The sequence below is a fragment of the Holdemania massiliensis genome (genome assembly GCF_022440805.1).
Classification (GTDB): domain Bacteria; phylum Bacillota_I; class Bacilli_A; order Erysipelotrichales; family Erysipelotrichaceae; genus Holdemania; species Holdemania massiliensis_A.
The window spans coordinates 1,123,857-1,150,441 of record NZ_JAKNTK010000001.1; the positions used below are offsets into that span (position 1 = coordinate 1,123,857).

The 26,585-nt window shown below is 43.6% G+C and carries 22 protein-coding genes; 20 read left to right on the forward strand and 2 right to left on the reverse strand.

Annotation, left to right across the window (positions count from 1 at the left end):
- Window positions 1–59: 59 nt before the first annotated feature.
- The 14 genes from MCG46_RS05185 to MCG46_RS19610 all read left to right on the forward strand — a co-directional run bounded on the left by MCG46_RS05185 (window position 60) and on the right by MCG46_RS19610 (window position 16,198).
- Window positions 60–746: a peptidoglycan-binding domain-containing protein gene (locus MCG46_RS05185; protein ID WP_240278265.1), complete on the forward strand. Its 687-nt coding sequence runs from the start codon at window positions 60–62 to the stop codon at window positions 744–746.
- Window positions 747–1,107: 361 nt separating this feature from the next.
- A complete protein-coding gene (locus MCG46_RS05190) occupies window positions 1,108–1,938 on the forward strand; it encodes an ABC transporter permease (protein ID WP_020224696.1) in 831 nt (276 codons plus the stop codon).
- Window positions 1,938–2,720 (forward strand): ABC transporter permease, encoded by a 783-nt coding sequence (locus tag MCG46_RS05195; RefSeq protein WP_240278266.1) that lies wholly within the window; start codon window positions 1,938–1,940, stop codon window positions 2,718–2,720. Before MCG46_RS05190 ends, MCG46_RS05195 begins: the two co-directional genes overlap by 1 nt.
- Window positions 2,721–2,731: 11 nt before the next feature.
- Window positions 2,732–3,769 carry an ABC transporter ATP-binding protein gene (locus MCG46_RS05200; protein ID WP_020224694.1) on the forward strand — a complete coding sequence of 346 codons (1,038 nt, stop codon included), beginning with the start codon at window positions 2,732–2,734 and terminating at the stop codon, window positions 3,767–3,769.
- A gap of 168 nt (window positions 3,770–3,937) precedes the next feature.
- Window positions 3,938–4,996, forward strand: a complete 1,059-nt coding sequence (locus tag MCG46_RS05205) for an ABC transporter substrate-binding protein (RefSeq protein WP_240278269.1) — start codon at window positions 3,938–3,940, stop codon at window positions 4,994–4,996.
- A 100-nt stretch (window positions 4,997–5,096) separates the two neighbouring features.
- Window positions 5,097–6,815, forward strand: coding sequence for an adenine deaminase C-terminal domain-containing protein (locus MCG46_RS05210; RefSeq protein ID WP_240278271.1), 1,719 nt, complete (start codon window positions 5,097–5,099; stop codon window positions 6,813–6,815).
- On the forward strand, window positions 6,812–8,125 hold the full coding sequence (locus tag MCG46_RS05215; protein WP_240278273.1) for an amidohydrolase: 1,314 nt from the start codon (window positions 6,812–6,814) through the stop codon (window positions 8,123–8,125). Before MCG46_RS05210 ends, MCG46_RS05215 begins: the two co-directional genes overlap by 4 nt.
- 209 nt (window positions 8,126–8,334) lie before the next feature.
- Entirely contained in the window at window positions 8,335–10,494 is a 2,160-nt protein-coding gene (cas3, locus tag MCG46_RS05220) for a CRISPR-associated helicase Cas3' (RefSeq protein ID WP_240278275.1), read from the forward strand.
- Between the two features lie 44 nt (window positions 10,495–10,538).
- The gene (cas5c, locus tag MCG46_RS05225; RefSeq protein ID WP_240278277.1) at window positions 10,539–11,198 is read left to right on the forward strand and encodes a type I-C CRISPR-associated protein Cas5c; all 660 of its coding nucleotides are present in this window, start codon (window positions 10,539–10,541) and stop codon (window positions 11,196–11,198) included.
- Window positions 11,195–12,979 (forward strand): type I-C CRISPR-associated protein Cas8c/Csd1, encoded by a 1,785-nt coding sequence (gene cas8c, locus MCG46_RS05230; RefSeq protein ID WP_240278279.1) that lies wholly within the window; start codon window positions 11,195–11,197, stop codon window positions 12,977–12,979. The genes cas5c and cas8c overlap by 4 nt, the downstream gene beginning before the upstream one ends.
- Window positions 12,972–13,862 (forward strand): type I-C CRISPR-associated protein Cas7/Csd2, encoded by an 891-nt coding sequence (gene cas7c / locus MCG46_RS05235; protein WP_240278281.1) that lies wholly within the window; start codon window positions 12,972–12,974, stop codon window positions 13,860–13,862. Before cas8c ends, cas7c begins: the two co-directional genes overlap by 8 nt.
- A 356-nt stretch (window positions 13,863–14,218) precedes the next feature.
- Window positions 14,219–15,541 carry an AAA family ATPase gene (locus MCG46_RS05240; RefSeq protein WP_240278283.1) on the forward strand — a complete coding sequence of 441 codons (1,323 nt, stop codon included), beginning with the start codon at window positions 14,219–14,221 and terminating at the stop codon, window positions 15,539–15,541.
- Window positions 15,542–15,545: 4 nt separating this feature from the next.
- The gene (locus tag MCG46_RS05245) at window positions 15,546–15,845 is read left to right on the forward strand and encodes an RloB family protein (RefSeq protein WP_240278284.1); all 300 of its coding nucleotides are present in this window, start codon (window positions 15,546–15,548) and stop codon (window positions 15,843–15,845) included.
- 29 nt (window positions 15,846–15,874) lie between these two features.
- Entirely contained in the window at window positions 15,875–16,198 is a 324-nt protein-coding gene (locus MCG46_RS19610; RefSeq protein ID WP_430622657.1) for a hypothetical protein, read from the forward strand.
- Window positions 16,199–16,372: 174 nt separating this feature from the next.
- On the opposite strand, the gene MCG46_RS05250 is transcribed toward MCG46_RS19610, so the two are convergent.
- Window positions 16,373–17,200, reverse strand: coding sequence for a VanW family protein (locus MCG46_RS05250; protein ID WP_240278287.1), 828 nt, complete (start codon window positions 17,198–17,200; stop codon window positions 16,373–16,375).
- A gap of 200 nt (window positions 17,201–17,400) precedes the next feature.
- Here MCG46_RS05250 and MCG46_RS05255 point away from each other — a divergent pair, with 200 nt between their 5' ends.
- From MCG46_RS05255 to MCG46_RS05280, 6 genes are all read left to right on the forward strand, one after another.
- The gene (locus MCG46_RS05255; RefSeq protein WP_240278288.1) at window positions 17,401–18,780 is read left to right on the forward strand and encodes an aminopeptidase; all 1,380 of its coding nucleotides are present in this window, start codon (window positions 17,401–17,403) and stop codon (window positions 18,778–18,780) included.
- Window positions 18,781–19,063: 283 nt separating this feature from the next.
- The gene (locus tag MCG46_RS05260; protein ID WP_240278297.1) at window positions 19,064–20,269 is read left to right on the forward strand and encodes a WYL domain-containing protein; all 1,206 of its coding nucleotides are present in this window, start codon (window positions 19,064–19,066) and stop codon (window positions 20,267–20,269) included.
- A gap of 49 nt (window positions 20,270–20,318) precedes the next feature.
- Window positions 20,319–21,167, forward strand: coding sequence for a hypothetical protein (locus tag MCG46_RS05265; protein ID WP_240278299.1), 849 nt, complete (start codon window positions 20,319–20,321; stop codon window positions 21,165–21,167).
- A gap of 315 nt (window positions 21,168–21,482) precedes the next feature.
- A complete protein-coding gene (locus MCG46_RS05270) occupies window positions 21,483–22,973 on the forward strand; it encodes a DUF2828 family protein (RefSeq protein WP_240278301.1) in 1,491 nt (496 codons plus the stop codon).
- Window positions 22,974–23,025: 52 nt separating this feature from the next.
- The gene (locus MCG46_RS05275; RefSeq protein ID WP_240278303.1) at window positions 23,026–24,267 is read left to right on the forward strand and encodes an RtcB family protein; all 1,242 of its coding nucleotides are present in this window, start codon (window positions 23,026–23,028) and stop codon (window positions 24,265–24,267) included.
- 1 nt (window position 24,268) lies between these two features.
- Window positions 24,269–25,027: a nucleotidyltransferase domain-containing protein gene (locus MCG46_RS05280; protein ID WP_240278305.1), complete on the forward strand. Its 759-nt coding sequence runs from the start codon at window positions 24,269–24,271 to the stop codon at window positions 25,025–25,027.
- A gap of 128 nt (window positions 25,028–25,155) precedes the next feature.
- Here the strand turns inward: MCG46_RS05280 and MCG46_RS05285 are convergent, their stop codons facing one another.
- Window positions 25,156–26,517 (reverse strand): alanine/glycine:cation symporter family protein, encoded by a 1,362-nt coding sequence (locus MCG46_RS05285; RefSeq protein WP_240278307.1) that lies wholly within the window; start codon window positions 26,515–26,517, stop codon window positions 25,156–25,158.
- Window positions 26,518–26,585: the final 68 nt, after the last annotated feature.

Below are 26,585 nucleotides of genomic sequence, written 5' to 3' on the forward strand. Positions count from 1 at the left end.
GGCGTTTATCCACGCCGTTTTTGTTTTCCTGCATAGACATGAATGAGGAGGTGAGATCAATGGCGAAAATACTGATTTATGATCCGGATACCAATCAGATTTATGTCGAGTGGCGAGAGGAAAGTGATCCGATGCCGTATTCTTATGGCCGAACCTTATTGGTCAGGGAATTTCGCGGTTCCAGCCGGTCTACGGTTTTCTGGACCACGACGACCGCGATGGAAGCCTGGAACGCAACCCGCCGGACGTATGGAGCGGCGATTCCAGTCGGCTATGCGTTTAAGCGAATTTGGGAAGGTGGTCACGGTCTGCAGTCACAGCATTATGTCGGCGTATCCTTTGACGTTGGGCAGCGGCTGTCCCAATCCCAGCGCAATCAGATCTGGCGGACAGCGAACAACCTCGGCGTGTGGGGATATGTCGAACCTCTGTCCATGACGCCGACCTGGGTTCATTTCGACCGCCGTTATGCACGCGGTGCCTGCGGTGGAACTTCGGGATTCCCAACGCTGCGTGAAGGCGCTGTCGGCTGCTATACCCTAGTGCTGCAGGATGCGCTGAATGCTTTAGGGTATTCCACGCGCTGGCTGGATGGAAAATTCGGCAATGCAACCCGAACAGCGCTGATTCAATATCAGCGCGACAACGGCTTAGGCGCCGATGGCGTTGCCGGATGCAATACGTGGAAAAGAATTGCGGCGGAAGTCGTCGGCATCGGACGCACTCCGACGGTGATCGATCCATAAGAAAAGCTTCAAGGCAGGCATCTGCCTGTCTTACATCGAAAAAGAAGCAGAAAACAAGAATGAGAGAGGGGAGAAATTCCAAACTATTAATGTGGAAAAATACGGTAATCCCGCTCAATGAAGGCGTTTTCTTGCGAAAAGAACGAAAAAAAAACAAATGAAAGTTAATTTTCAACTTTGCAAAAAACATTTCTATGCTATAATCATTGAGTCTTATCGTATATCTTCACAGGGAACAGCGTGAAGAGTTTCTACCCAATGGCTATATATTGGACTACGATAGAACTCCAGGGGTAATTTTTGCCTGTGACTTCTATCGGACCGATAGAAGTTTTTTATTTGAAATCAGGAAGGGGAACTCATGAAAAAACAGTCAACAATCCTGCTGATCGCGCCGATCACGATCCTGCTTGTGGTCGTGCTGATCCTTCCGCTTCTGGCGGTGCTGCTGCCGACCGTATGGGAAGGCGGTGCGGTGACGCTAAGCCGCTATCTTTCCTTTTTCCAGGATCCGTATTACATCAAAATCTTTGTCCGGACCCTGCGGATTGCCTTGATCTGCACGCTGGTCTGCATGATCCTGGGAATTCCGACGGCGTATTTTATTTCCCGTGTTTCTAAAAAATGGCGTGGGATTCTGATGTCCATCGCGCTGTTTCCGATGCTGACCAACTCCGTGATCCGGGCGTTTGCCTGGATCAACATCCTGGGCAAGAACGGAATCGTCAATCAGATTCTGACTGCTCTGCATGTAGTAGATCAGCCGCTGTCGATGCTGTACACTGAATTCTCGGTTCTGATCGGAACGATTTATCTGTTTCTGCCTTTGATGATCATCACGCTGGTCGGGGTCATGGAGAATATCGACAACGATATGATGGAAGCAGCGGAAAGCTTAGGCGCCAGCCGGCTGCTTTCCTTTGTCAAGGTGATTCTGCCGATGTCGATTCCCGGCATCATCACTGGCTCAGTGCTAGTCTTCACCGGTGCCATGACAGCCTACACGACGCCGCAGTTATTGGGCGGGCCAAAAAATATGCTGCTGTCGACACTGATCTATCAGCGGGCCATGACGCTCAACGACTGGACCGGTGCCAGCGTGGTTGCGTTAGTCATGATCGTCACGACGCTGATTGTCATGAAGGGGCTGAATTTTGTTGCCGATCGTCTGGATAAGCGGGGTGAAAACTGATGCGTAAAAATAAATTTCTGACATTCTATGCCTGTCTTGTCTTCGGCTTTCTGTTTCTGCCGCTGGCGATCATTGCCGTAACGGCATTCAACACGGCGCCGACGATCAGTTTTCCGATCTCCGGCTTCACGCTGAAATGGTTTGCCAACGTCTTTGCGACGAAATCCTTTCTCAGTGGATTTCAGCTCAGCTTCATGCTGGCGATTGTTGCCACGTTGATCGCGCTGTTAGTCGGTGTGCCGGCAGCCTATGCGCTCAGCCGCAACAGTGTTAAAGGAAAAAAGCTGTTAAAGAGCTTCTTTCTCTCACCGACGATCATTCCGGGGATCGTTGTCGGCTATTCGCTGTATCAGTTCATTGTTCTGAAGATGAAGCTGCCAGTTATGCAGGGGCTTTTGATCGGTCACTTCCTGGTCGTCTTGCCGTATGTTATTCGAGTCGTCGGTTCAGCTTTGGAGCAGTTTGATTTCTCGATTGAGGAAATGGCCTGGACGCTGGGCTGCGGAAAGGTCAAGGCTTTCTTCAAAGTTGTGCTGCCGAATATTTCTTCGGGCATTGTTGCAGCGTTTATGCTGGCATTTATCAATTCTTTCAACAACATTCCGGTTTCAATGTTCCTGAGCGGTCCAGGCGTACGGACACTGCCGACAGCCTTGATGAATTACATTGAATATTTCTATGATCCGACCGTATCGGCAGTCAGCGTCTTGTTGATGGCGGCTACGATTGTCATCATGTTTATGGTTGAGAAGACACTGGGCATCGGGGCCCTGACGAAGTAGGAGGAAAAGGCATGTCAAAGGTAACCTTAAATGATATCAACGTCAGCTATGACGGTAAAACTCAGATCCTCAAGGGCCTGAATTTAGAGATCGGCGAAGGCGAACTGGTTTCTCTGCTGGGGCCTTCCGGGTGTGGGAAAACAACGACACTGCGGGTCATCGCCGGGTTCATCATTCCCAGCAGCGGTCAGCTGCTTGTCGATACCGAGGAAATGACAAAAGTTCCAGTGCACAAACGGAATTTCGGACTGGTCTTTCAGAGCTATGCTCTGTTTCCGCATCTGAGTGTTTATGAGAACGTTGCGTTCGGCTTAAAGCTGCGCAAAATGGATAAAAATGAAATGGACCGTAAGATCAAGGAAATTCTTGAAGTCTGTGATCTGACAGAATATGCCCAGCGCTTTCCGAAACAGCTTTCCGGCGGTCAGCGCCAGCGGGTAGCTCTGGCACGTGCGTTAGTCATCGAACCACGCCTGCTGCTGTTGGATGAACCCTTGTCCAATTTGGATGCCAAACTGCGTTTGAACATGCGGGTTGAAATCAAGCGGCTGCAGAAAAAGCTGGGGATCACCACGGTGTTCGTTACGCATGATCAGGAAGAATGTTTCTCGATTTCTGATAAAGTCGCCGTCATGAATGGCGGGGTGATCGAGCAGTTTGGGACGCCGGAAGAAATTTATTCCCGGCCGAAAACAGAATTTGTCGCCCGGTTTATTGGCTTTGAGAATTTCATCAAACTGCGCAGAAAAGCAGCGCAGACGTATGTGGCTGAAGATGGATCGGTCTTTGCCGTGGAGAAGGATGGCGGACAGGAAGAATGTCTGGGAACGATCCGTCCGGACGATATTCAGATCGTCAGCTCCAATGATACGGGCAGCAATACAATTTTGGCTAAGGTCGAAGTCCGCACTTATCTGGGCAAAAGTTACCAGTATGAGCTGAGCACGCCGATTGGCCGATTGGTTGTCAACGACGGTTCCGGCAACCTGGTCAATGCCGGTGAAACGATGCGGATCATGCTGCCAAGCACGAAGATCGTTTTGGTCTGAGAATCAGATGGATGCTGATTCGGACAGGAAGTTGGTTGATTTTGAAAACTGGTTTTTAGCTTCTGAGAAACGGCCGCAGGGAGAACGAAATTTCCAGGGAAATTTCAGCGGCAGTACCATTCTCAGAATTAAAATAAAACAAGCTGAACATTTTAAGGAGGAAAGAAAATGAAAAAGCTGATGATTTCGCTCTGCGCTCTGGCCATGGTTGCGGCTGTGAGCGGCTGTTCCAGCAAACCGGCAGGGGATGGCAAGACAGAAGGCCAGCGCACGCTGACCGTTTCCACCTGGGGTTTAAGTGAAGACGTGCTCGTTGAAGATGTGTACGGCCCGTTTGAAGAACTGTGCAACTGCAAGGTAATTCTGGAAACTGACACAACTGCCAATCGTTATACCAAGCTGTCCACCAATCCGGATTCAACGGTCGATGTCATTGAACTGTCTCAGGCAGCCGCCGCTAACGGCTATGTTGCCGACCTGTTTGAAAAGATTGACACAACACAGATTCCAAATCTGGAAAACATCATCGACGGAGCGAAAGCCACGGTTGCCCAAGGATATGGCCCGGCCTATACGCTCAACAGTATCGGCATTATCTATGATAAGGAAGCGGTCGGCTTTGAAATCACAAGCTGGTCGGATCTGTGGAAACCAGAACTGGCAGGAAAGCTGTCGATTCCGGAACTGTCCACAACCTTTGGCCCGGCCATGGTCTATCTGGCTTCGGATTACAAGGGTGTTGACATTACATCCGATGACGGTGCTGCGGCTTTTGAAGCGCTGAATGAACTGAAACCGAACATTGTCAGAACCTATTCCAAGTCCAGCGATCTGGCCAATATGTTTGCGGCTGGTGAAATTGCGGTTGCGGTCGTCGGCGACTTCGGCGTTCCAGTGATTCAGAATGCCGCACCAAGCACAGAGTTTGTCGTTCCTGCGGATTACACCTATGCGAACTTCAATACAATTGATATCAACAAGAATTCCAAGAACAAGGATTTAGCGTATATGTATATCAACTGGCGGATTTCCCAGGAGCTGCAGTCCGTTACAGCTGTGACGCTGAACGAAGGCCCGGTAAACAAGAATGTCGAACTGACACCGGAACAGGCCGCCAACATGACCTATGGCGAAGTTGCGGAACGGGCAAAATCGATTGACTATTCGTTTGTTAATCCGCTGATGGCGCAGTGGACGGACCAGTGGAACCGTACGATCAACAACTAACTGAAATGAAGCTTTCCTAAAAAAGGGAAGGACAATGACAAGGCAGGGTCCGTTCGGGTCCTGCCCTGTTTCAAATTTAAGACGAAAGGAGAAACCGCCTATGAATACAATCAGAATTCGCAACGCCCGTGTTTACAACAGCTATACGCAGTCCTTTGAAGAAAAAAGTGTCCTGATCCGCGGCGAGCAGTTCGCCCAGCTGCAGGAAACTGAGGAGGAAATGCGCCAGAAAGTCGATCAGGAGATTGACGCTCAAGGCCGTTGGATGATTCCCGGACTCATCGATATTCACATGCATGTTGAAAGTTCGATGACGATTCCGACCGAATTCTCCCGTCAGGCTCTGTCCTTTGGGGTGACGACGGTGGTCGCCGATCCGCATGAAATAGCCAACGTATTTGGCTTAAAGGGGATTGAGGCGTTTATGGACAGCGAACCGGTCATGGATATTTTTTACGGCATTCCGTCCTCCGTTCCCTCAACAAATCCGGATTGCGAAACCACCGGCGGTGTGATCGGGCTGGAAGAAGTGGAAAAGCTTTTAGATCATCCGCAGATCCGCTGCCTGGGAGAAGTCATGAACTTTAAGGAACTGGTCAGTGAGGACGAAACTTTGATCAAACAGATCATCGCGCTGTGCCGGAAAAAACGGCCGCTTCTGCCGCTGGAAGGACATTGTCCGAAGATCAGCGGTGCGGATCTGGCCAAGTTTATCGCTTCCGGAGTCAATGCCGATCACACGCAGCAAACCCCGGAAAGCATCGTCGAGAAAATTACTAATGGCATGTTTTTGGAAATGCAGGGCAAGTCGATCAATCCGGATACGATCCGCACTTTGGTGGATCATCAGTTCTACGAATATTTCAGTCTTGTGACAGATGATGTTATGCCGGATCACTTTCTGCATGGACATCTCAATCAGGTTCTGCTTTCTGCGGTGAAATGTGGTCTGCCGATGGAAAAAGCCATTTACTGCAGCACCTTCACTTCTGCCCGGCGAATGCATCTGGATGACCGCGGCGTGATTGCCCCGGGAAAACTGGCTGATTTTGTCCTGCTGGACAGCCTCGAGGACTGGGAGGTTCATCAGGTTTATAAAAACGGCGTTCTGGTCAGCGAGCCGAAAACCGGCTTTGCGGCTGCGGAGAAACCAGTTTCCTTTCCGCAGGAATTTTATCAATCACTGCAGCATCGCCCTTTAACGGCGGAGGATTTTGTCATCCGGGTCGCTTCTGAAACACAATCTGTTTTAGTGCATGGGATTGAAATTAATCCCCAGGCGACGTTTACCCGTCTGATCCGGATGCAGCTACCGGTCAAGAATGGCGTAGTGCAGTGGCAGGACAGCGGTCTGGCATTGATCGCCTGCATTGAACGTTACGGCAAAGGCGGTTCTATCGCGTTGGCCTTTACGCAAGGCGGAATTCATAAGCAGGGGGCGGTGGCTTCCTCATGGGCGCATGATCATCATAATCTGATGGTAATGGGCTCCAATGTTCAGGATATGGTGTGTGCTGCCAATCATCTGCTTGCGATTCAAGGTGGTTATTGCGTCTGTGTCAATGAAAAAATCCAGGCGTGTGCCTCTTTGAACGTTGGCGGCATTGTTTCCGATCAGCCGCTGGCACAGCTGGCATCGCAGGTGGAAGCAGTGCGGACAGCGATGGAAGAGCAGCTGGGATATGTTCATCATAATGCGGTCATGTCCTTTGCGACCTTGTCCTTACCAGTATCACCGGAAATTAAATTGACGGATAAAGGCTTGCTGATCGGCAAGACGCTGGAATTTATCCCTTTGATTATTGAGGAACAGGCATGAGAACCCGGATTGAAAATGTGACGCTGATCACTACTGACGAAGCCAATCATCTTTATCCTCAAGGTTGCCTGGTCATCGAGGATGATACGATTCTAGCCCTGAACGATTTCGATCTGGAAGTGGATGAAGTGATCGACGGCAAGCAGGGATTGCTTCTTCCGGGAATGGTCAATACGCATTGTCATCTGGGCATGATTCCTTTCCGGTCGTTGGGGGATGATTGTCCGGATCGGCTGCGGCGGTTTTTGTTTCCGCTCGAAAATGCAGCGATGACACGGGAGCTGGCTCAGGCTTCAGCTCGTTATGCCGCGGCGGAAATGATGCTGGGCGGCGTGACGACGGTGTTTGATATGTATTATTTTGAGGATGCGCTGGCCGAGGCGATGAGTGAGATGAACATGCGTGCGGTTCTGGCGGAAACGATTGTGGATTTTGCTAACTGCGACAGCGGCGAACCGTACGGCGGACTGGCGATCAGCGAACAGTTCATTGCCCGATGGAAAAACCGCCATCCTTTGATCACGCCGGCGATCGGTCCGCATGCGACCAATACCAACAGCGCGGAAGCTTTAAAACAAGCGCAGGCTATTGCTGAGCGGTACGATGTGCTGCTTTCCCTGCATGCGGCAGAGATGGATTATGAAATGGAAATGTTCCGCAAAGAGAAAAATCAGACGCCGATCGAATATCTGGAATCGATTGGTTTGCTGAGTCCGCATTTGGTGGCCGCACATTGCATTCATGTCCATGATCATGATCTGAAACTGATGGCTCAGCATGGCTGTCGGATTGCGCATTGTATTGGTTCCAATACGAAGGCCGGCAAGGGTGTTGCACCATTAAAAAAGATGATAGAACAGGGGATACCGGTGGGATTGGGGAGCGACGGGGCTTCCAGCGGGAATACGCTGGATCTGTTTTCCCAGCTGCCGCTTGTCGGCAAAGCGCACAAAACGGCCAATCATGACCGGTCGCTGTTTCCGGCAAAAGAGATTCTGCCGCTGGCGACCCTTGGCGGTGCCCGCGTACTGAATTTAGAGAATCAGATCGGTTCCTTGACTCCAGGCAAGAAAGCGGATTTGGTATTGGTGGAAACCCAATCGGTCAATATGTTTCCGATCTATGATCCGTTTTCCGCTTTGGTTTACAGCGCTAACGCGTCCAATGTGGATTCGGTATGGGTCAATGGCGTTCAGACGGTCAAGCATAAACAATTAGTTAAGCATGACTTGCGTGCTTTGCGCGCGGATCTGGAAGCGAAGATGCAAGTGTTCAAGGCCGAGGCGCAGCGGCGCAGTGAGGATCTGTAGTCCTTATTTGCAGGAATTGCATAATAAAATATTTCAGCAAAAATCAAGAAGATGTGTGGTTGATCAAAAAATTACTGATGATCAATACACATTTTTTCTTTTTCTAAGATGGTAAATTTTTTGTACAGTTAACCTGCTATAATAAAGATGCATAGAAAAAGTAGTGATAATGATCTAACAAGATGAATAGATAGGAGGAAACAGCCAATATGTATTATGCCCATATCAGTGAAGACAAGAAACACATGCAAACACTACGAGATCATTTGCAGGGAACAGCCGTATTAGCCGCTCAGTTCGCCAGTACTTTTGATTGTGCGCAATGGGGCTATACGGCAGGATTGCTTCATGATATTGGAAAGTACTCAGTGTCATTTCAAGATCATTTATTCAATAAAAGAACAAAAGTAGATCATTCATCAGCTGGCGCTCAAGAGTTAATGAAAAAGAATTATTATTTAGCAGCTTATTGCGTTGCAGGTCACCATGCTGGACTTGCTGATGGTGGCACTCTGGCTGATAATGCAGGAACAAAAACATTGATGGGGCGAAAGAAAAAGTGCGTGGAGAGTTACTCAGATTTTCAGAAGGAGATATCCATTCCTGAACTTGCCAACCCGCCTCTTAAACATACAGGTCAAGCAGGATTTATGATGGCCTTCTTCGTTAGAATGTTGTTCTCTTGTTTAGTGGATGCTGATTATTTAGATACTGAACGATTTATGAAAGGAGACTTGATAAAAAGAGATAAGGGTGATGACATCACAGTGCTCTGGAATCGGCTTTATGCTCATATCCAGCCTTGGCTGAAAAATAAAGATTTGACTACAGTTAATGGAAGGAGAACGCAAATCCTGCAGGATTGTTTACAAATGGGAAAATTAGATCCTGGTCTTTATACGCTCACCGTACCAACTGGCGGAGGTAAAACAGTCTCTTCTCTTGTATTTGCTTTTGTGCAGGCAGTTACTCATTATCTTAATCGTGTTATTTATGTCAATCCTTATACAACGATCATTGAACAGAATGCTGAAGTCTTTAAAGCGATTTTGGGGAGAGATAATGTTCTAGAGGATCATTATAATGTTAGCTGTGATGATCCTGATGAATTAAAGAAAATTCAGCTTGCTGCAGAAAACTGGGATAAACCGGTGGTTGTAACAACAAATGTACAATTCTTTGAATCCTTGTTTTCAAATAAGCCTTCTCGTTGTAGAAAACTTCACAATATAGCGAACAGCGTTATTATTTTTGATGAAATACAGAAAATACCGGTACAGTATATTAAACCTTGTATCCGTGTGATTCAGGAATTAATCTGTAATTACCATTGTTCGGTTGTGCTTTGTACGGCTACACAGCCCGCATTGGAAGGTTTTTTACCTGATTCTTTAAGGGCAATAGAGATTTGTCAAAATCGGCAAGATCAATATGATTTCTTCAGCCGAACAGTCTTTGAACAACGAGGTGAAGTTTCATTGAATCAACTAGCAAAAGAAATTAGTGAACAGAAACAAGCTTTATGCATTTTAAATACACGGCGAAGTGCTCAGGAAATATATATAAAAATGAGAAATCAAGAAGGGACTTTCCATTTGTCAACCTGGATGGTTCCGGAACACAGAAGAAAAATTCTTAATCAAGTACGAAAACGATTGAAAGAAAATAAGCCTTGTCGATTGGTGGCAACCAGTTTAGTGGAGGCAGGAGTTGATTTGGATTTTCAAACTGTCTATCGAGAATTGGCAGGATTAGATTCCATCATTCAAGCTGCCGGCCGCTGTAATCGTGAAGGAAAACGAAAACGTGAAGAATGTCACACCGTGATATTTACCCTTGATAGTGTTTCGGTTATACATCTCCCTCAGAGTTTAAAACTGCCGATCAGCATTGCAGAGCAAATCCAGGAAAACTTTTCAGATATTTCTTCTTTGGAAGCAATTCAGGCTTATTTCAAACGACTTTATAAACATGTAGGAAATGGAACGGATATTAAAAATATTGTCAATGCTTTTGAAAATGAAGCACAATCTCAGATGTTTCCGTTTGCTACAGTGGCAAGTCAGTTTCATCTGATTGAAGAAAAAACCGAAACGATTTTAATAGATTGGGGTGACAAAATAGGAAAATTAATCCAGAGATTGACAGCTGGGGAATATTCTATTCCATTGATTCGTGAGGCAGGACAATATTGTGTGAATGTGTACGAAAAAGATTTTAATGCATTGAACCAGGCAGGACTTTTGAAAGAAATTATCCCGGGACTGTATCTGTTATCAACGAAAGAAGGTTATTCTGATGACATCGGTCTGATGATAGAAAAAGAAAGCGGTGAAGCTGTATGGCATAAAATTTATAGATGTTTTTGATTTAGATGAGAGTCAGCAAAATGCAAGTAGAGAGGAGTGATGAAATGGATTTTGGAGTGCGAGTACGGGTTTGGGGTGATTATGCCTTGTTTTCCAGACCAGAGATGAAAGTAGAGCGGTGTAGTTATGATGTAATGACACCTTCTGCTGCCAGAGGAATTTTAGAGGCTATTTATTGGCACCCAGGATTAAAATGGAGAATTGATAAAATCTATGTTAGAAAACCAATTCAATTTACCAGTGTGAGAAGAAACGAAGTCAAAGATAAAATTTCAGGAACAAAAGCTCTCGGTGCGATGAAGGGGTCCTCGGATCCGATTTATATTTGCACAAAAGAGAGCATTGTTCAGCGAGCGTCGCTATTGCTTACCGATGTCGATTATGTTATTGAAGGTCATTTTGAGATGACTGAACGGGCCAACAACAGCGATAATCCTGGTAAGTTTATAGATATTTTCAAGCGACGCTTACGGCGTGGTCAATGCTATCATATGCCTTATTTTGGATGCAGGGAATTTCCGGCAAACTTTGCTCCATTTGAGGAAGAACAAATATCTACAGCCTATCCGAATGAAATAAAAGATTTAGGTTATATGCTTTATGATCTGAATTATGCGAATCCGGATGGAATAGAGCCACTGTTTTTCAGAGCTGTTTTAAAAAATGGCATTCTGGACGTTAGAAACTGCGAGGTGGTTCGGTGATTTTACAGGCCTTGATTAATCATTATGAAGTACTGAAAAAGCAAAAACGAATTACGAGTCCTGGATGGTCTGCAGAAAAAGTCTCTTTTGCACTTGAACTATCTCAGGAAGGTGAATTGAAACGTGTTATTCCGTTAAAGCAATTTGTATTAAGAGGGAAAAAAGCAGATTGGGTACCCCAACTATTAATAGTTCCACAGCACAATCCACGTGCTTCTCAAGTTCGTGCAAATTTTCTCTGTGACAATTCACGATATATTCTCGGAATTGGTCTTAAGGAAAAATCTGACAGAACAAAAGAATGCTTTCAAAAATCTAGAGAAGAACATCATAAGATTTTGGATGGTATTGACTCTTCTGCGGCTAGAGCAGTATTGAAGTATTTTGATACCTGGCAGTTGGAAGGGGTTGAGGAACATCCAGCTTTAAAAGAAAACCTGAAAGAAATAGCATCAGGAGCTAATTTTATTTTTGAAGTCGATGGCTGTTATGTTCATGAAGATGAGAAAATTCAACATGCATGGGAAGAATCATATACGCAAAAAGGGAATGATGAACAGGGAATCTGTATGGTAACAGGACAACGAACGGATATCGCAAGAATTCACAATTTGATTAAAGGAGTTCGTGGTGCACAACCCAGTGGTGCGGCATTGGTCTCCTTTAATGCACAAGCTTTTGAATCTTATGGAAAAGAACAAAGTTTTAATGCACCAATTGGCAATTATGCGATGTATGCATATACAACAACTTTGAATTATCTCCTTGCTGATAATGAACATAAAACATTACTGGGAGATACAACCATCGTTTATTGGGCTGAAAATGGTGAGAAAAAATATCAGGATACCTTTTCTTTCATTACTGAACCTACAATTTCAAATCAAAAACTAGTAAATGGTGTATTCAAGAATTTAGAAGTAGGAAAAATTGTGGATGTTGATGACGTTTTAAAAAATCTGGATATGAATCAAAAGTTCTATATTTTAGGAATAGCTCCCAATGCCGCAAGAATTGCGGTACGGTTCTTTTATCAAGACAGCTTTGGAAATATTCTGCATCACATCAAAGCTCATTATGATCGCATGGCAATTGTCAAACCGGCTTCAGATTCATTTGAATATCTTGGCCTTTGGCGAATGTTTCAAGAAATAGTAAATAAGAAAATACAGGATAAAAAGTCTTTGTCCAGTCTTCCAGGAACAACATATAAGGCTATTTTATCTGACGGGCGTTATCCAACAGCTTTGTTTATGCGGGTATTAGAACGAATTAAGGCTGATCAAGATGATAGTGAGAAGGGAATTTATAAGATCAGCCGTGGCCGAGCAGCAATGATTAAAGCATATTTATTAAAGAATACACAGATTGATAAGGAGGAGATACAAGTGGCTTTAAACGTAAATAGCACTAATGTAGCCTATATGCTGGGAAGGGAATTTGCCATATTGGAAGCAATCCAACAAGCAGCTAATCCTGACATCAAAGCGACAATCAAAGATCGATATTTCAATTCTGCCTGTGCAACACCAGCATCGATCTTCCCCATTCTATTTAAATTAAAGAATAGCCATATCCGAAAATTAAAAGAACCAGAAAAAATTTTCTATGAAAAAATGTTGGAAGAACTGCAGGGTAAACTTGTGGTAACAGATGATCAAAAAACGGCTTGTCCTAAACAACTTTCCTTAGAAGAACAAGGTATGTTTATTTTGGGGTATTATCATCAGACGCAGAAACACTATGAAAAGAAAAATAAGGAGGAACAAAAAAATGTCTGAAGTGATCAAGAATAGAATTGAATTTATCATCTTGTTTGATGTGGAAAATGGTAATCCCAATGGAGATCCTGATGCTGGAAATTTGCCTCGGATTGATCCAGAAAGTGGATATGGAATTGTAACAGATGTTTGTTTAAAACGAAAAATAAGAAACTATGTGGAAACTGTTAAGGAAGAAGCTGTAGGATATAAAATTTATATTAAGCAGGATGTGCCTCTCAATTCGAGCGATAAGCTTGCCTACGAATACTATGGAATTGATCGGAAAGAGATCAAAAAAGTTAAAAAAGAAAATCCGGAGATTGATGTAAAAATCCGTGACTTTATGTGCCGTGAATTTTTTGACATTCGAACATTTGGCGCTGTAATGACAACCTTTGTTACGGATAATTTGAATTGCGGCCAAGTTCGTGGACCGGTACAGATTGGATTTGCAAGAAGCGTTGATCCGATCATTAGCCAGGAATTATCGATTACTCGAATTGCAATTACAAAGGAAGAGGATGCAGCAAACAAACGAACGGAAATGGGTCGTAAGAATATTGTGCCATATGCGCTGTATCGTGCAGAAGGGTATATTTCAGCTAATTTAGCACGTAAAACGACGAAATTTTCAGAGGAAGATCTTGAACTGCTTTGGGAAGCGATTATCAACATGTTTGAACATGATCATTCTGCAGCAAGAGGGAAAATGGTCGTTCGCGAGCTGATTATCTTCACTCACAGTAAGGAACTTGGAGATTGTCCTTCATATCAACTTTTTGATGCAGTTGATGTTAGGAAGAAAGAAGATGTTGAATATCCAAGGAAATATACGGATTACTCGATTGAGATTCACGAGGACCAGATTCCGAGTACAATTAAGGTGACAAGAAAGATTTAAGAATTTGGAAAGTTTAATTTCTTGATGCTCTTGAAGACATGTTTGATTTCATACAAACTATATAGATACTAGAATACATAAAATGCTTAAAATGGAAAATTTATTCTCCATTTTAAGCATTTGTTTTCATTTTTATAATTTTTGCTTTAGCAACTTGTAATCAAAAGAAATAAATGCCTTGTAGAGATGTTTATCTTTGTTGACACAACAGATGTACTGAAAGTTCGAGTTCTTACTTAGTTTAAATCCATTTTGCAAAAAAAATGCAAAATATGAATAAATAATTGGCGTTTTATCATATTATTACTATAGTTAGGATGTAGAATTTCAATTATATTGCAAAATGGAGGTATACTATGTTATTAAAATTCAAGACTGCCAATTATAAATCATTTAAAGAAGAATTGGTGTTTTCACTCATCCCCGCACCTAAGCAAAAAGGTTTGGATTATAGTATATTGGAAGAAAACATTGGAAAGAAGAAGGTTAAAGGACTTTGTTCAGCAGTTATTTATGGACCTAATGCATCCGGAAAAACCAATCTTATTGGGGCAATGGATACTTTTAAATCGATCATAATGCGTGGAAATCTACGCAACGAGAGCGGTAAAAGTACTCCTAATGCTGCAGCTAACGCCTTAGAGTTAATTCCGAATAGTACAGCAGAAGAAAATGAGCCTGTACGTTTCTTTATTAAATTTACAGCATCAGGCTTGCTTGTAGAATATGGATTTTCAGCGGATTTAGGAAAATTTTTAGAAGTGGATCATGCTCGAAAGGTTTTATCTGAAACACTTAAGATTAACGAAACGATCGTGTTTTTAAGAGGGACAAGTCTGGAATTCGGATCTTTAGAGTCAATCAGTGAATTTCTAGTAAATGCTTTTGAGCAAAATGCTGAAAGTGCGATGACATTGGCTAAAAACAATTTGAATGATGAAGAACTGTTTTTAATGAATGGTTTCAAAACAATGTTCAGTTCTAAGTTGGTTAAACTGATTCATGATTGGATAGATAATCAATTTATGGTGATCTATAGAGCTGATTCTATGCAACTCATCAGGAAGTTCAGTGATCCTAAAAAGAAATCCATTTATATTGAAAAGACACTCAATGAAGCAGCAGCTTATTTTGGAATTAATTCCAATGTCCTCGGATACATGGTAGAGGGAGAAGCGGATGAAGCAAAGCTTTGCTCTATATTCGAGGCATCTAATAATGGAGCAGTCATTCCTGCGGAGTTATTTGAATCTTATGGAACGATTCGTTTTGTGAATATGTTTCCTTTAGTGGTGAATGCCTTGTTGAATGGCGGTACTTTGATCGTAGATGAATTTGATGCTTCGATTCATCCAATGGCGTTGATGAGTATCATTAATCTCTTTCATAATGATGAGATTAATATTTACCATGCACAGTTAGTATTTAACACGCATAATCCCATTTTTTTGAATGCAAATCTTTATCGACGAGATGAAATAAAGTTTGTAGAGCGGAATGATATAACGCATTTCAGTATCCATTATGCACTTTCTGATTTTGGTACTGCAGGCAGCTCCGGGGTACGTAAAAATGAGGATTATATGAAAAACTATTTTGTGGATCGCTATGGAGCTATTAAAAACATTGATTTTACAACAATTTTTGAGGATTTATTATCTAAAAGAAAAGAGGTGTAATCTAATGCGTAAAGAAAATCGGACCTACTATTTTTCAGTTGAGGGAGAAACGGAAAAATGGTATTTTGATTGGCTTCAAGAGACAATCAACAAGGATCCGCATACAAGATATACAGTTAAACTCAATAGCAAAAAAATAGATCCGATAGCGTTTGTCAAACGGATGACAATTCTTGAAAGGACAACAACTACACATATTTTTGATCGAGAAAGCGAAGAAGCCAGACATGTACAGCATTTTAAGTACATATTAGATCAAATGCAAAAAGCACAGAATTCAGGAAAAATATTAAATATCTATTAGGATACAGTAATTATACTTTTGAACTTTGGATGATTTTGCATAAAACGGATTGTAATAGCTTTCTGGATCATCGCAAGAATTATCTTAGACTACTAAATCGAGCTTATGGCGTAAACTTTGAGGATTTAGCTCATTACAAACAGGAGAATAATTTCAAACGGATGATACTCAATTCATTAACGATAAACGATGTTCAGGCCGCAATACGTCGTTCCGAGGCTATTATGCAGCGCAATAGGGAGAAAGGTTATAAAATGCAAAACTATGAAGGATATAATTTCTACAGGGAAAATCCTTCTCTTTCCATTTGGGAGTCTGTTAAACGTATATTATCCGACTGTCAATTGATATAGTTAAAGAGAGGGAATAAATCAAAATGAAAAAGGGTGTACGGAAGAACCGAACATCTTTTCTCTGGTGATGCGGATAGAAGCAATCAGTATTTCTTAGTTCCTTCCATATTAGAAATAGCTTGTGTAGTTGATGTTGGACTAAAAATTATAGAAAGGAGCGTGTACATTGAATCGTCATTGTCGAAACAACGTTGGGTCAATATACTGCGGATCATACATCACTTTGGCATGATTGGTAATCAGCTCACGATCAAAAGCAACAAGACCGCTGTCTTTGTTAATCGCCTTAAGACGTACAATATTGTGACGGTAAGCGCCGTCTGCTTCCCAACTAAACCAGCTGTCCTGTTCGTAGACATGAAATTTCAGCGGCTGAGGATGATCCGCCCGCAGTTCCCCGCGCAGATAACGATCATCCGTTGTAATGATGAGCTGAAAGGTATCCAAGGTGTTGTTTGTCACACGGTAATCTAAGTAATTGTAAACAATGGAGGTTCCTGTGCCGAAAGGTACCTGCCGTCCGAAATCTGGGAATAAATCAATCCGACCATGATGGTGATGCTCTGTGATTGTCAAGGAACTGTGCAGAATCATCCAATGAATCAAATTGGTCATTTGGCACATCCCGCCACCAATGCCGCTGGACGGATGATTGCCGGAGATAGTCAAACCTTCCTGATAGCCTTTTTCTGTTGTACACTCGCCAACCAAATGCCAGAATGAGAATGTTTCGTTAGGCCTAATCAGGATCTTATTGAGTTTGGGGGCAGCCAGCGCCAGATTTACAGCCTTGTTTTCCTGCAGCTGCTGATCAACATCACCTAACTTGCGGCGAATTAGTGAATTATGTCGGTTGATTACATGGGGAAGCAAGGAATCACTGTAAGTTTCGGCAAACTGAGTATGATGAAGGCGGTCTTGAAAGTTCCGTTTGAAGATTTCCTTCTTTCGTGACAGCTGATAGGCGCGCGGCCCCAACTGATATAAATGAATTCGCTGCATCGGTTTATCCCTTTCTTAACGGATCGGCACACCTGCTCCTTACTCAGCAATCAACGTTAGCTGGAAGGCTGAGGCTCCTTGGTTTGTTCTTTTCTATATCGTAGCAATTATGTTGACAAATGTCAATGAAAGAAAAACAGGTTTTCTGCTTGTGTCCTGCCAGAGTTTGTTTATAATAATACACAGGAGGATTTTACTTGATGAAAACAGTATGGAGTAAAACGCTGGGGGCAGAACGTGAAGCGTTATTTGCCTTCAATGAAGCGTATAAGCATTTTATTTCGGTCTGCAAGACGGAACGGGAATGCGTGAAAGAAACCGTTCGGCTGGCGGAAGAAAACGGTTACCGCAATCTGAATGTGGTGCTGGCAGCGAAAGAAAAAATTCAGGCCGGCGACAAGTTTTATGCGGTGAACAAAGATAAGGACATCGCGTTGTTTGTAATCGGCAGTGAACCGCTGGAAGCAGGCATGAATATCGTTGGAGCGCATATTGACTCTCCACGCCTGGATCTGAAGCAGCACCCGATTTATGAAGATCAGGGATTGACCTTGTTGGATACCCATTATTATGGCGGAATTAAGAAATATCAGTGGGTTGCTCATCCGATGGCTCTGCACGGCGTTGTCTTTAAGAAAGATGGCACGCGGATTGATCTGAACATTGGGGAAGATGATAACGATCCGGTTGTCGGCATCAGTGATCTGTTGGTCCACTTGTCTGGGGATCAGATGCAGAAGACCGGCGCAAAGGTCGTCGAAGGGGAAGATCTAAATGTTTTGGTTGGAAGCATTCCGGCTGAATCGGACAAGGAAGAAAAAGAGCCCGTTAAAAAAGCGATCTTGGCTCTGTTAAAAGAAAAATACAACATTGAAGAGGATGATTTCCTTTCCGCTGAGATCGAAGTTGTTCCGGCCGGCAAGGCTCGTGATTATGGCTTAGACCGCAGTCTGGTTCTGGGCTATGGACACGATGACCGGGTTTGTGCATATACTTCAGCATTGGCGACGTTCGCGATGGAAAATCCACAGCGTACCAGCGTCTGCCTGCTGGTGGATAAAGAAGAAGTGGGAAGCAATGGCGCCAGCGGCATGCATTCGCATTTCTTTGAGAACACCGTTGCGGAAATACTCAACGCGATGGGCGATTACAGCGAATTAAAAGTTCGCCGTGCTTTGCAGAACAGTAAAATGCTGAGCAGCGATGTCAGCGCGGGTTATGATCCGAACTATCCATCCGTGAATGAAATGAAAAATACAGCATTTTTGGGAAAAGGTATTGTTTTCAACAAGTATACCGGCTCCCGCGGCAAGAGCGGATGCAATGATGCCAATCCGGAATTCATCGCCGAGCTGCGCCGGATTATGGAGGAAGAGAATGTGATGTTCCAGACTGCTGAACTGGGACGTGTTGATCAGGGCGGCGGCGGAACCATCGCGTACATTTTGGCCAACTACAACATGGAAGTCATTGACGCCGGGATTGCAGTGCAGAATATGCATGCGCCATGGGAAGTGGTTTCCAAGGCTGACGTGTATGAAGCTTACCGTGCCTACATTGCATTCTTGAAAAAAGCATAATCGGATTTATTGCCGATCCTCAATTCCAAAAACATAAACTAAAGAAAAGGTCATCATTAGAATGAACAAAGCTAAGGATGGCCTTTTTTGATTTGTAAGCACAATGTATTCCTGTTCTGTTTTCTTTGTGTGATAATAGTTGAAGGATAGGGCATAACGAATGCCAACCGTCTTATCACTTACTTTAGAAATTCAGTATTGATGGATAAAGGCAGAAAAAAGAGGTGACCAGTCTATGGCTTATAGTGAATTGGTGAAAAATTTCAGCAGAATAAGGGATTATATGCGAGAGTTTTACGTTTACGGATTTAAAAGCAGAAATGAATTTACCAAGAAAAGTGGACGCTCTTATGATGACGAAAAACGGCGTTTAGAAAGCTGGCTCAATGATTATATGCAATTTAGACAGACCGCGGAGGGGAAAAATGTCTTTCTCTCGATTGATACACGGGTTACAAAACATAATCCACTTTACAAAGCGTGGAAAACCAAGAGCTTTACTGAGGGGGATATCACACTTCATTTTATCCTGATGGATATTCTCAATTCTGCGGATCATCCGTTATCGTTTAATTCGATCAGGGAACAGATTGATGAATATCTATTGGACTTCGAAGAGCCTAGATTTTTCGATGAATCCACAGTGCGCAAAAAGCTCAATGAATACATTCGGGAAGGAATTGTGGTTGGCGAAATGTGCGGCAAGAAGAAAGTATATCATGCAGCGGATCCAGCTCCGTTGCTGGATGCCGATGCGGTTCATTTCTTTTCAGAAGTTGCGCCTTGTGGAGTAATGGGTTCTTTTCTTTTAGACAAATTGGAAAATCATGAAGATCACTTGGCTTTTAAGCATCACTATATCACCGACACAATGGACAGTGAAATCCTCTGTGATATATTTAGCGCCATTCATGGGAAAAACGCAATGATGTTGAAAATGATGAATCGGCATAAAGCGCAACTCAGTGAGAACACGGTGATCCCGTTAAAAGTGATGATCAGCGTGCAAAATGGACGTCAATATCTTATGGCCTATTCCTTCCGATTTCGACGCATTTCAGCCTACCGAATCGACAATATTGTTGCGGTGCAGATCAATGAGGTCAGTGATCGTTTCGATGAACTGCGAGCAAAGCTGGAAGGCATGCTTCCCCATATTTGGGGAGTCAGTACGCAAGGCGGATCGAACATTCGAATGGAACATGTTGAATTTACTATTCGCTATACAGAGCAGGAGCAGCATATACCAAGACGGCTTGAAAGAGAGAAGCGCTGCGGCACCGTCGAACAGCTGGACTCGCATTCCAGCCGATTCAGCGCGGATGTTTATGATGTCAGTGAATTGATCCCTTGGATCCGAACCTTTCTTTGCCGTATTACGGAATTCAGCTTTTCTAATAAAACATTAGAAAAGCAGTTTAAAGAGGATCTTGAAGAGATGTATAAGCTTTATGGCTTAGAAGAGGAGGAGAACCATGCTTTTCAATGAACTATACAGCGCCTATTACAATACGGTTGCAGCTCTGCTGAAGCAAGCCATGGATCATCCACTTTCCGATTCAGAGTTGAGCGAAATCATCCATCAACATGCGTTTGAAGAGAGTGAGCTTTATATTCGTCCGGCATTGAAAGATCAGCGGTGGCAGCTGATTCAGACAGAGGGGACAACCTGCCTCAAGAAAGTCCCGTCCATGCCGCTTACAACGTTACAGAAACAATGGTTAAAGGCGATCGGCATGGATGTGCGAATGCGTCTGTTTACTGAGGATACTTTTGATTTTCCTGATGTTGAGCCCTTGTTTATGCCTGATGATATTTTGATCTTTGATCAATATTCTGATGGCGATGATTATCAAAGTGAAACGTATATCAAAAATTTTCGAATTCTCTTACAGGCGATTCGTACACATACGCCATTAAGTATTGTGCAGGAAAACAAACATGGACAAAAACTGACCGTTTTAATTCAGCCAGATTATTTAGAATACTCACAAAAAGATGATAAGTTTAGGCTGATTGGCGCAGGAAGCTACTTGGGGAATACAATTAACTTAGCGAGGATTATCAGCTGTCAACCGATCAAGGAGAATCCCCCGACGGATTTAAGAAAAAGAAATCCGTTAAAGCTGAGGAGTGTAATCTTTGAACTTGTCGATCAAAGAAATGCTTTGGAAAGAGTGTTAATGCATTTTGCTCATTTCAAGAAACGGGTTCAAAAAATAGATGTGAATCACTATGAGGTTACTTTATTCTACGATAAGGAGGATGAAACAGAGATTGTGATTCGGATTCTTTCCTTTGGACCTTTGCTCAAAGTGAGAGCACCCGCTCATTTTGTGAATTTGATAAAACAAAGATTAATCGATCAGAGAAGCTGCGGAATTTGAAAGTTCGCAGCTTTTTTTCCATGATTAAAAGACATTGCATTGTTACAATAGAGTTGTAATTAGAACGGACATCGTCGTGATCAAAGTGATCGTTGGAGGATGAATGATCTGATTTAACGAAAGACGCTTACCGCAAAGATACAATTAAAATGAAAAAAGAATCGGATATGGGATTCTTAGTAAGTTCAGCGTCTTGTCTGTAAAAGGCACCTGCAGCAATTTCAATGGCAAAAGAAAGCATTTCAATTTCTTTACAGGTTCGATTCCGAAGAGGTGCCTTGTTTAATCATAAAATGAAAAGGGAGAGTGATGATCATGTTGGCAACATTGAAGGAAGAAACAAATAAGACGGTGACAGAAAATGGCGCGGCGGCTTATGCTACGACAGGCTCAGATTGTCTGGATTTGTTTGCGGTTTTGGGAGCATTGCGGCGCGAGTCGGAAAAGATAAAGATTGCTTATTTTGTCCGTGCTTATACGGAAAATCCGGATTTGGCCATGAAGATCCTCTTTTTTGCCCGAGATATCCGTGGTGGATTAGGGGAAAGAAGCTTGTTTCGTACGCTTCTCTTTTGGCTCGCTGTGAATGAGCCGGACTCCGTTATAAAGAATATTCCGTATGTCGCAGAAGTTGGACGTTATGATGATTTGTTAATTTTGATGGAAACCCCTTGTGAGAAAGCGATGCTCGCTTATCTGCATTGTCAGTGGGAGAAAGATATCGTTGCTTTACAAAGAAATGGAAAAGTTTCCTTGTTGGGGAAATGGCTACCTTCGATCAATGCCTCTAATCCTCAGACAGTTTGCGATGCCAAACGCATCGCCAAAGCATTTCACCTATCTCAGGCAGAATATCGCAAGACCGTGGTTGCTTTACGTCGACAAATCAACATTCTTGAGAATTATCTGCGTGAAAAAGATTATACGTTTGACTATGCAAAGCAGCCTTCTCAGGCGATGTATAAATATCGCCAAGCATTTTTACGGAATGACGCTGAACGCTATCACAATTTTGTGGAAAGGGTTATGGCAGGTCAAGTTCGGATGCATGCCGATAACCTCGCTCCTTATCAATTGGTTGAACCTTATCTGAGTAGCGATTGGCAAAGCAATAAAAGCAACTTCATGAAGCCGATGACACCGGAAGAGAAACGTGTTCTTAATGCTGCCTGGGCAAGCTTGCCGGATTATAGTAATGAGGAAAATATTTTGCCGGTGATTGATACCTCGGGTTCGATGTACTGGTCGGGGAAGCCGCTTGCGGCCGCCGTGGCACTGTCTTTAGGGTTATATATCGCAGAACATAATCAGGGTTTGTTTCACAATCATCTTTTAACATTCTCCAACCGACCGCACTTTATCGAGATCCAAGGAAAAACGTTTGCGGACAGACTGCGCTATGTTACCTCGTTGAATGAGGTTGCCAATACAAATTTAGAAGCAGTATTCAACCTGATTCTAAAAACGGCAGTGAAGCATCAGCTCCCTCAGGAGGAACTGCCTTCCAAATTAGTGCTGATTTCCGATATGGAATTTGATTGTTGCATTGAAAAACCATCTATGCCTAACTTTGAAAATGCAAAAATGAAGTATGCTGTAGCCGGATATCAGCTGCCCGGCATTGTTTTTTGGAATGTTGCTTCACGTCATCGTCACCAGCCGCTAAAGATGAATGAACAGGGTGCAATCTTGGTTTCCGGCGCAGTCCCTAAAATCTTTTCCATGATTGCTGGGGGTACTTTCTCCCCTTACCAATGGATGATGGAGGTTCTGGAGAATGAGCGTTATTCTCGAATTGTAGCTTAAAAATAACAGGCGAAGATCACCGTGATCAGCAGCTTGAAAAGGAGGAAAGAAGATGTTTGAAATTAAAGGAAAAGTGAATACAGCGATTTGTTATGCCAAGGTCGTCGAGTCGGGGGCCATTGATCAGATTCGCAGAATGTGTGACTATGCTTTAACACAGGATAGTCAAATAAGAATTATGCCGGATGTCCATGAAGGCAAAGGCTGCACGATTGGAACGACCATGACGGTTTTAGATAAGGTATGTCCGAATATCGTCGGCGTGGATATCGGCTGTGGGATGTATACCGTAAAGCTGAAGGAAAAAGAACTAGATTTTGAAAAAATTGATGAAGTCTGCCATCGCATTCCTTCCGGCATGAATGTCTGGGAAGGTCGGAAGGAACATTTTGATTTGACGCAGCTTCGGTGTTATCGTTCACTAAGAGATACCCGTCGTTTAGAGCGTTCGCTGGGAACACTCGGCGGAGGAAATCATTTCATTGAAATTGATCGTGCAACAGAGGGGAGCTATTTTCTCATCATTCATTCTGGAAGCCGAAATCTTGGAAAGCAAGTTGCGGAATTCTATCAGCAGTTGGCCGTGGATCTGCATATGGGAAAAGAGGGTTACTACAAGCAACGGGAAGAGATCATTAGAACCTATAAGGAATTGGGGAAAAGATCGGAAATCCAGTCAGCCTTAAAAGCATTGAAAGATTCGTATGAAACTCAGTCCTTGCTTGTTCCGGAAGATCTCTGTTGGCTGTATGGTTCGTTTCTGGACGATTATCTGCATGATGTTGAAATCTGTCAGATCTTTGCCCGCCGTAACCGTGAACGAATGGCAGAAATTTTTCTCGATCAGACGGGAATGACCAATTTGGAAGCCTTTCATACGATTCATAATTATATTGATACACAGGAAATGATTTTGCGCAAAGGGGCAATTGCAGCTCACCATGCGGAAAAAGTGCTGATTCCCATCAATATGCGCGATGGATCCATTCTTGCTCTAGGAAAAGGCAATGCAGAATGGAATTATTCCGCACCCCATGGAGCGGGGCGCATCATGTCTCGTGCTCAAGCAAGAGCATCACTGGATCTAAAAGATTATGAAGCATCCATGCAAGGAATTTATACAACGTCGGTCAATAAAAAAACGATTGATGAAGCGCCGATGGCTTACAAATCATTGGAGGATATTTTGGATGTGGTACGAGAATCCGTGGAAGTTATTGATATCATGAAGCCGGTTTATAACTTTAAAGCATCCGATGAACAGCCAACCTGGAAAAAGCAGAAGGAGGGATAAGATGAAAAAGCAAATCATAACTAAGCTGCATAACTTAGAAGCAAAAGAAAATATCAAAATCTTACTTGCTGTAGAATCTGGAAGCCGAGCTTGGGGCTTTGCTTCACCAGACAGTGATTATGACGTTCGATTCATTTATGTTCGCCCGCAAGAAGAATATTTAAAGCTTGAAAAAAGACGCGATGTCATTGAGTTGCCGATCGAGGAAGAGCTGGATATCAATGGATGGGATCTTCAGAAAACGTTAAGGCTTCTGCATAAGTCAAATCCTACGTTATGGGAATGGGCTTATTCACCGATTATTTATCTGGAAACTGACTTTTTAGAAACCTGCCAAAATGAAATGAACGCTTACTTCTCAGTAAAACGAAGTCTGTATCATTATCTCAGCATGGCAGAAAAAAATTATCGTGAATATCTAAGGAAAGACGATGTCAGAATGAAGAAGTATTTTTATGTCTTAAGACCGGTTCTTGCTTGCCGCTGGCTTCTTAACCGAAAAACCCCACCACCCGTCTTATTTACAGAACTATTGGCAGCCGAGCTTCCCACCACGCTTGAGACTGAGATTTATTCCCTTTTAGAATTAAAACAGCATTCACCAGAAGTTAAGATTATTCCACGAATTGACAAACTCAATGCTTATCTGGATATCTCCGTTGCTGAAATAAAAAAGGAATTACAGAGGATGGATGAATCTCCGGTGGCCGATTGGAAAGAACTGAATGCCTGGTTTCTTCGGGAATTGGATAAGAATTAAGTTATAAAGGCAAAAAAAGTGAGCGCTTTTTGCTTCTTAATTAAAATGGAGGAAGGGCTCAAATTTAACACTTCAAATAAAAAAATCGGAGTGCGGTATCCATTCAGGAAACAGCATTTCCGATTTTTTTATTCCATCTCTGGATCAACTTCATCCAGATGTCCTTCATCCAGATAATAACGAGTATCTTTGGCGATGACGCGGGTCAGAAGCAGCACGGCAATTAAATTGGGGATCGCCATGAGTCCATTCAATGTGTCGGCAATCGTCCACACCAGATCCAGCTGCATCGTACAACCTAAATACAGCACGATAATCCACAGAAAGCGGTAAGGTTTAAGCACCTTTTTGCCAAACAGATACTCCATGCACCGTTCGCCGTAATAACTCCAGCCTAAAATGGTCGAATAGGCAAACGTCAGAATCCCAAAGATCAATAACGGCGTACCGACGACAGGAATCTGTGCGAAACACAAGGTTGTCAGCGTGCCTCCTTCCAGACCGACCGTGGAAATGGCCGGATTGGCCAGGATGCTGGAAACCAGCACTAGTCCGGTGATCAGACAAACGACGACCGTATCCCAGAACGTCCCGGTCGAAGCGATCAGGGCCTGACGCACCGGATTGCGGGATTGTGCGGCAGCGGCGACAATCGGAGCGGAGCCCATCCCGGATTCATTGGAAAACAAGCCGCGTGCGCAGCCATAACGGCAGGCCGTCATGATCGTACTGCCGATAAATCCCCCAGCCATAGCCCGCGGTGTAAAGGCTGCCTGAACAATCAGCTCAATTGCGGGAATCAAATAGGCCCGATTGTAGAATAAGATATAAAAGCAGCCCAGGGTATAAAATAAAGACATGAACGGCACGAGTTTTTCACAGACATTGGCAATGGACTTCACGCCGCCGAAGATGACCAGAAACGTAATGACGGCCAGCACCACCCCAACAACCGGCGCGGAAAAACCAAAGTTGGTCACCAGCGCGTCCGCAATCGCATTGGACTGCACGCTGCAGCCAATTCCGAACGCCGCCAGTCCTGTCAGCAGCGCAAATACCACACCCAGCTTAGGATGACCGATCTTTTCCAGCACGACCATTGCCCCGCCCAGATAAGTTCCATCTTCGGTTTTGCGCCGATATTTGACGGCGATCAAGCTTTCCGCATATTTAGTCGCGATTCCGAATAAGCCTGTCAGCCAAGTCCATAACACAGCTCCCGGTCCGCCGGAAACGATTGCGGTCGCAACACCGATGATGTTGCCGGTTCCGATGGTGGAAGCCAGTGCTGTGGTCAGCGCCGCAAACGGACTGATGTCGCCTTCAGTTTTATCCGGGGTGACCGACAGCTTGATTCCTTTAAAAATCCAGCGCTGCACACCACGGGTCCGAAGGGTCATCCAGCAATGCGTCCCTAAAAGCAGAATGATCAGCGGCGGTCCCCACAGTACCTCGTTGAACTGACTGAAAATTTCATTGAATAATTCCATAATTAAAATCCCTCACCGGTATATTTTACCTCGGCCCGTTTCAATCGCAAAGTAAAATTTGATTTTAA

Bases quoted from the DNA above. Each gene is read 5' to 3' on its own strand.
- cas3 (WP_240278275.1), top strand. From the start codon at position 8,335: ATGTATTATGCCCATATCAGTGAAGACAAGAAACACATGCAAACACTA.
- MCG46_RS05275 (WP_240278303.1), top strand. From the start codon at position 23,026: ATGTTTGAAATTAAAGGAAAAGTGAATACAGCGATTTGTTATGCCAAG.
- MCG46_RS05190 (WP_020224696.1), top strand. From the start codon at position 1,108: ATGAAAAAACAGTCAACAATCCTGCTGATCGCGCCGATCACGATCCTG.
- MCG46_RS05260 (WP_240278297.1), top strand. From the start codon at position 19,064: ATGCGAGAGTTTTACGTTTACGGATTTAAAAGCAGAAATGAATTTACC.
- MCG46_RS05285 (WP_240278307.1), bottom strand. From the start codon at position 26,517: ATGGAATTATTCAATGAAATTTTCAGTCAGTTCAACGAGGTACTGTGG.
- MCG46_RS19610 (WP_430622657.1), top strand. From the start codon at position 15,875: ATGATTTTGCATAAAACGGATTGTAATAGCTTTCTGGATCATCGCAAG.
- cas5c (WP_240278277.1), top strand. From the start codon at position 10,539: ATGGATTTTGGAGTGCGAGTACGGGTTTGGGGTGATTATGCCTTGTTT.
- MCG46_RS05270 (WP_240278301.1), top strand. From the start codon at position 21,483: ATGTTGGCAACATTGAAGGAAGAAACAAATAAGACGGTGACAGAAAAT.
- cas7c (WP_240278281.1), top strand. From the start codon at position 12,972: ATGTCTGAAGTGATCAAGAATAGAATTGAATTTATCATCTTGTTTGAT.
- MCG46_RS05280 (WP_240278305.1), top strand. From the start codon at position 24,269: ATGAAAAAGCAAATCATAACTAAGCTGCATAACTTAGAAGCAAAAGAA.
- MCG46_RS05255 (WP_240278288.1), top strand. From the start codon at position 17,401: ATGAAAACAGTATGGAGTAAAACGCTGGGGGCAGAACGTGAAGCGTTA.
- MCG46_RS05250 (WP_240278287.1), bottom strand. From the start codon at position 17,200: ATGCAGCGAATTCATTTATATCAGTTGGGGCCGCGCGCCTATCAGCTG.
- MCG46_RS05215 (WP_240278273.1), top strand. From the start codon at position 6,812: ATGAGAACCCGGATTGAAAATGTGACGCTGATCACTACTGACGAAGCC.
- MCG46_RS05205 (WP_240278269.1), top strand. From the start codon at position 3,938: ATGAAAAAGCTGATGATTTCGCTCTGCGCTCTGGCCATGGTTGCGGCT.
- MCG46_RS05240 (WP_240278283.1), top strand. From the start codon at position 14,219: ATGTTATTAAAATTCAAGACTGCCAATTATAAATCATTTAAAGAAGAA.
- MCG46_RS05210 (WP_240278271.1), top strand. From the start codon at position 5,097: ATGAATACAATCAGAATTCGCAACGCCCGTGTTTACAACAGCTATACG.
- MCG46_RS05245 (WP_240278284.1), top strand. From the start codon at position 15,546: ATGCGTAAAGAAAATCGGACCTACTATTTTTCAGTTGAGGGAGAAACG.
- MCG46_RS05195 (WP_240278266.1), top strand. From the start codon at position 1,938: ATGCGTAAAAATAAATTTCTGACATTCTATGCCTGTCTTGTCTTCGGC.
- MCG46_RS05265 (WP_240278299.1), top strand. From the start codon at position 20,319: ATGGATCATCCACTTTCCGATTCAGAGTTGAGCGAAATCATCCATCAA.
- MCG46_RS05200 (WP_020224694.1), top strand. From the start codon at position 2,732: ATGTCAAAGGTAACCTTAAATGATATCAACGTCAGCTATGACGGTAAA.
- MCG46_RS05185 (WP_240278265.1), top strand. From the start codon at position 60: ATGGCGAAAATACTGATTTATGATCCGGATACCAATCAGATTTATGTC.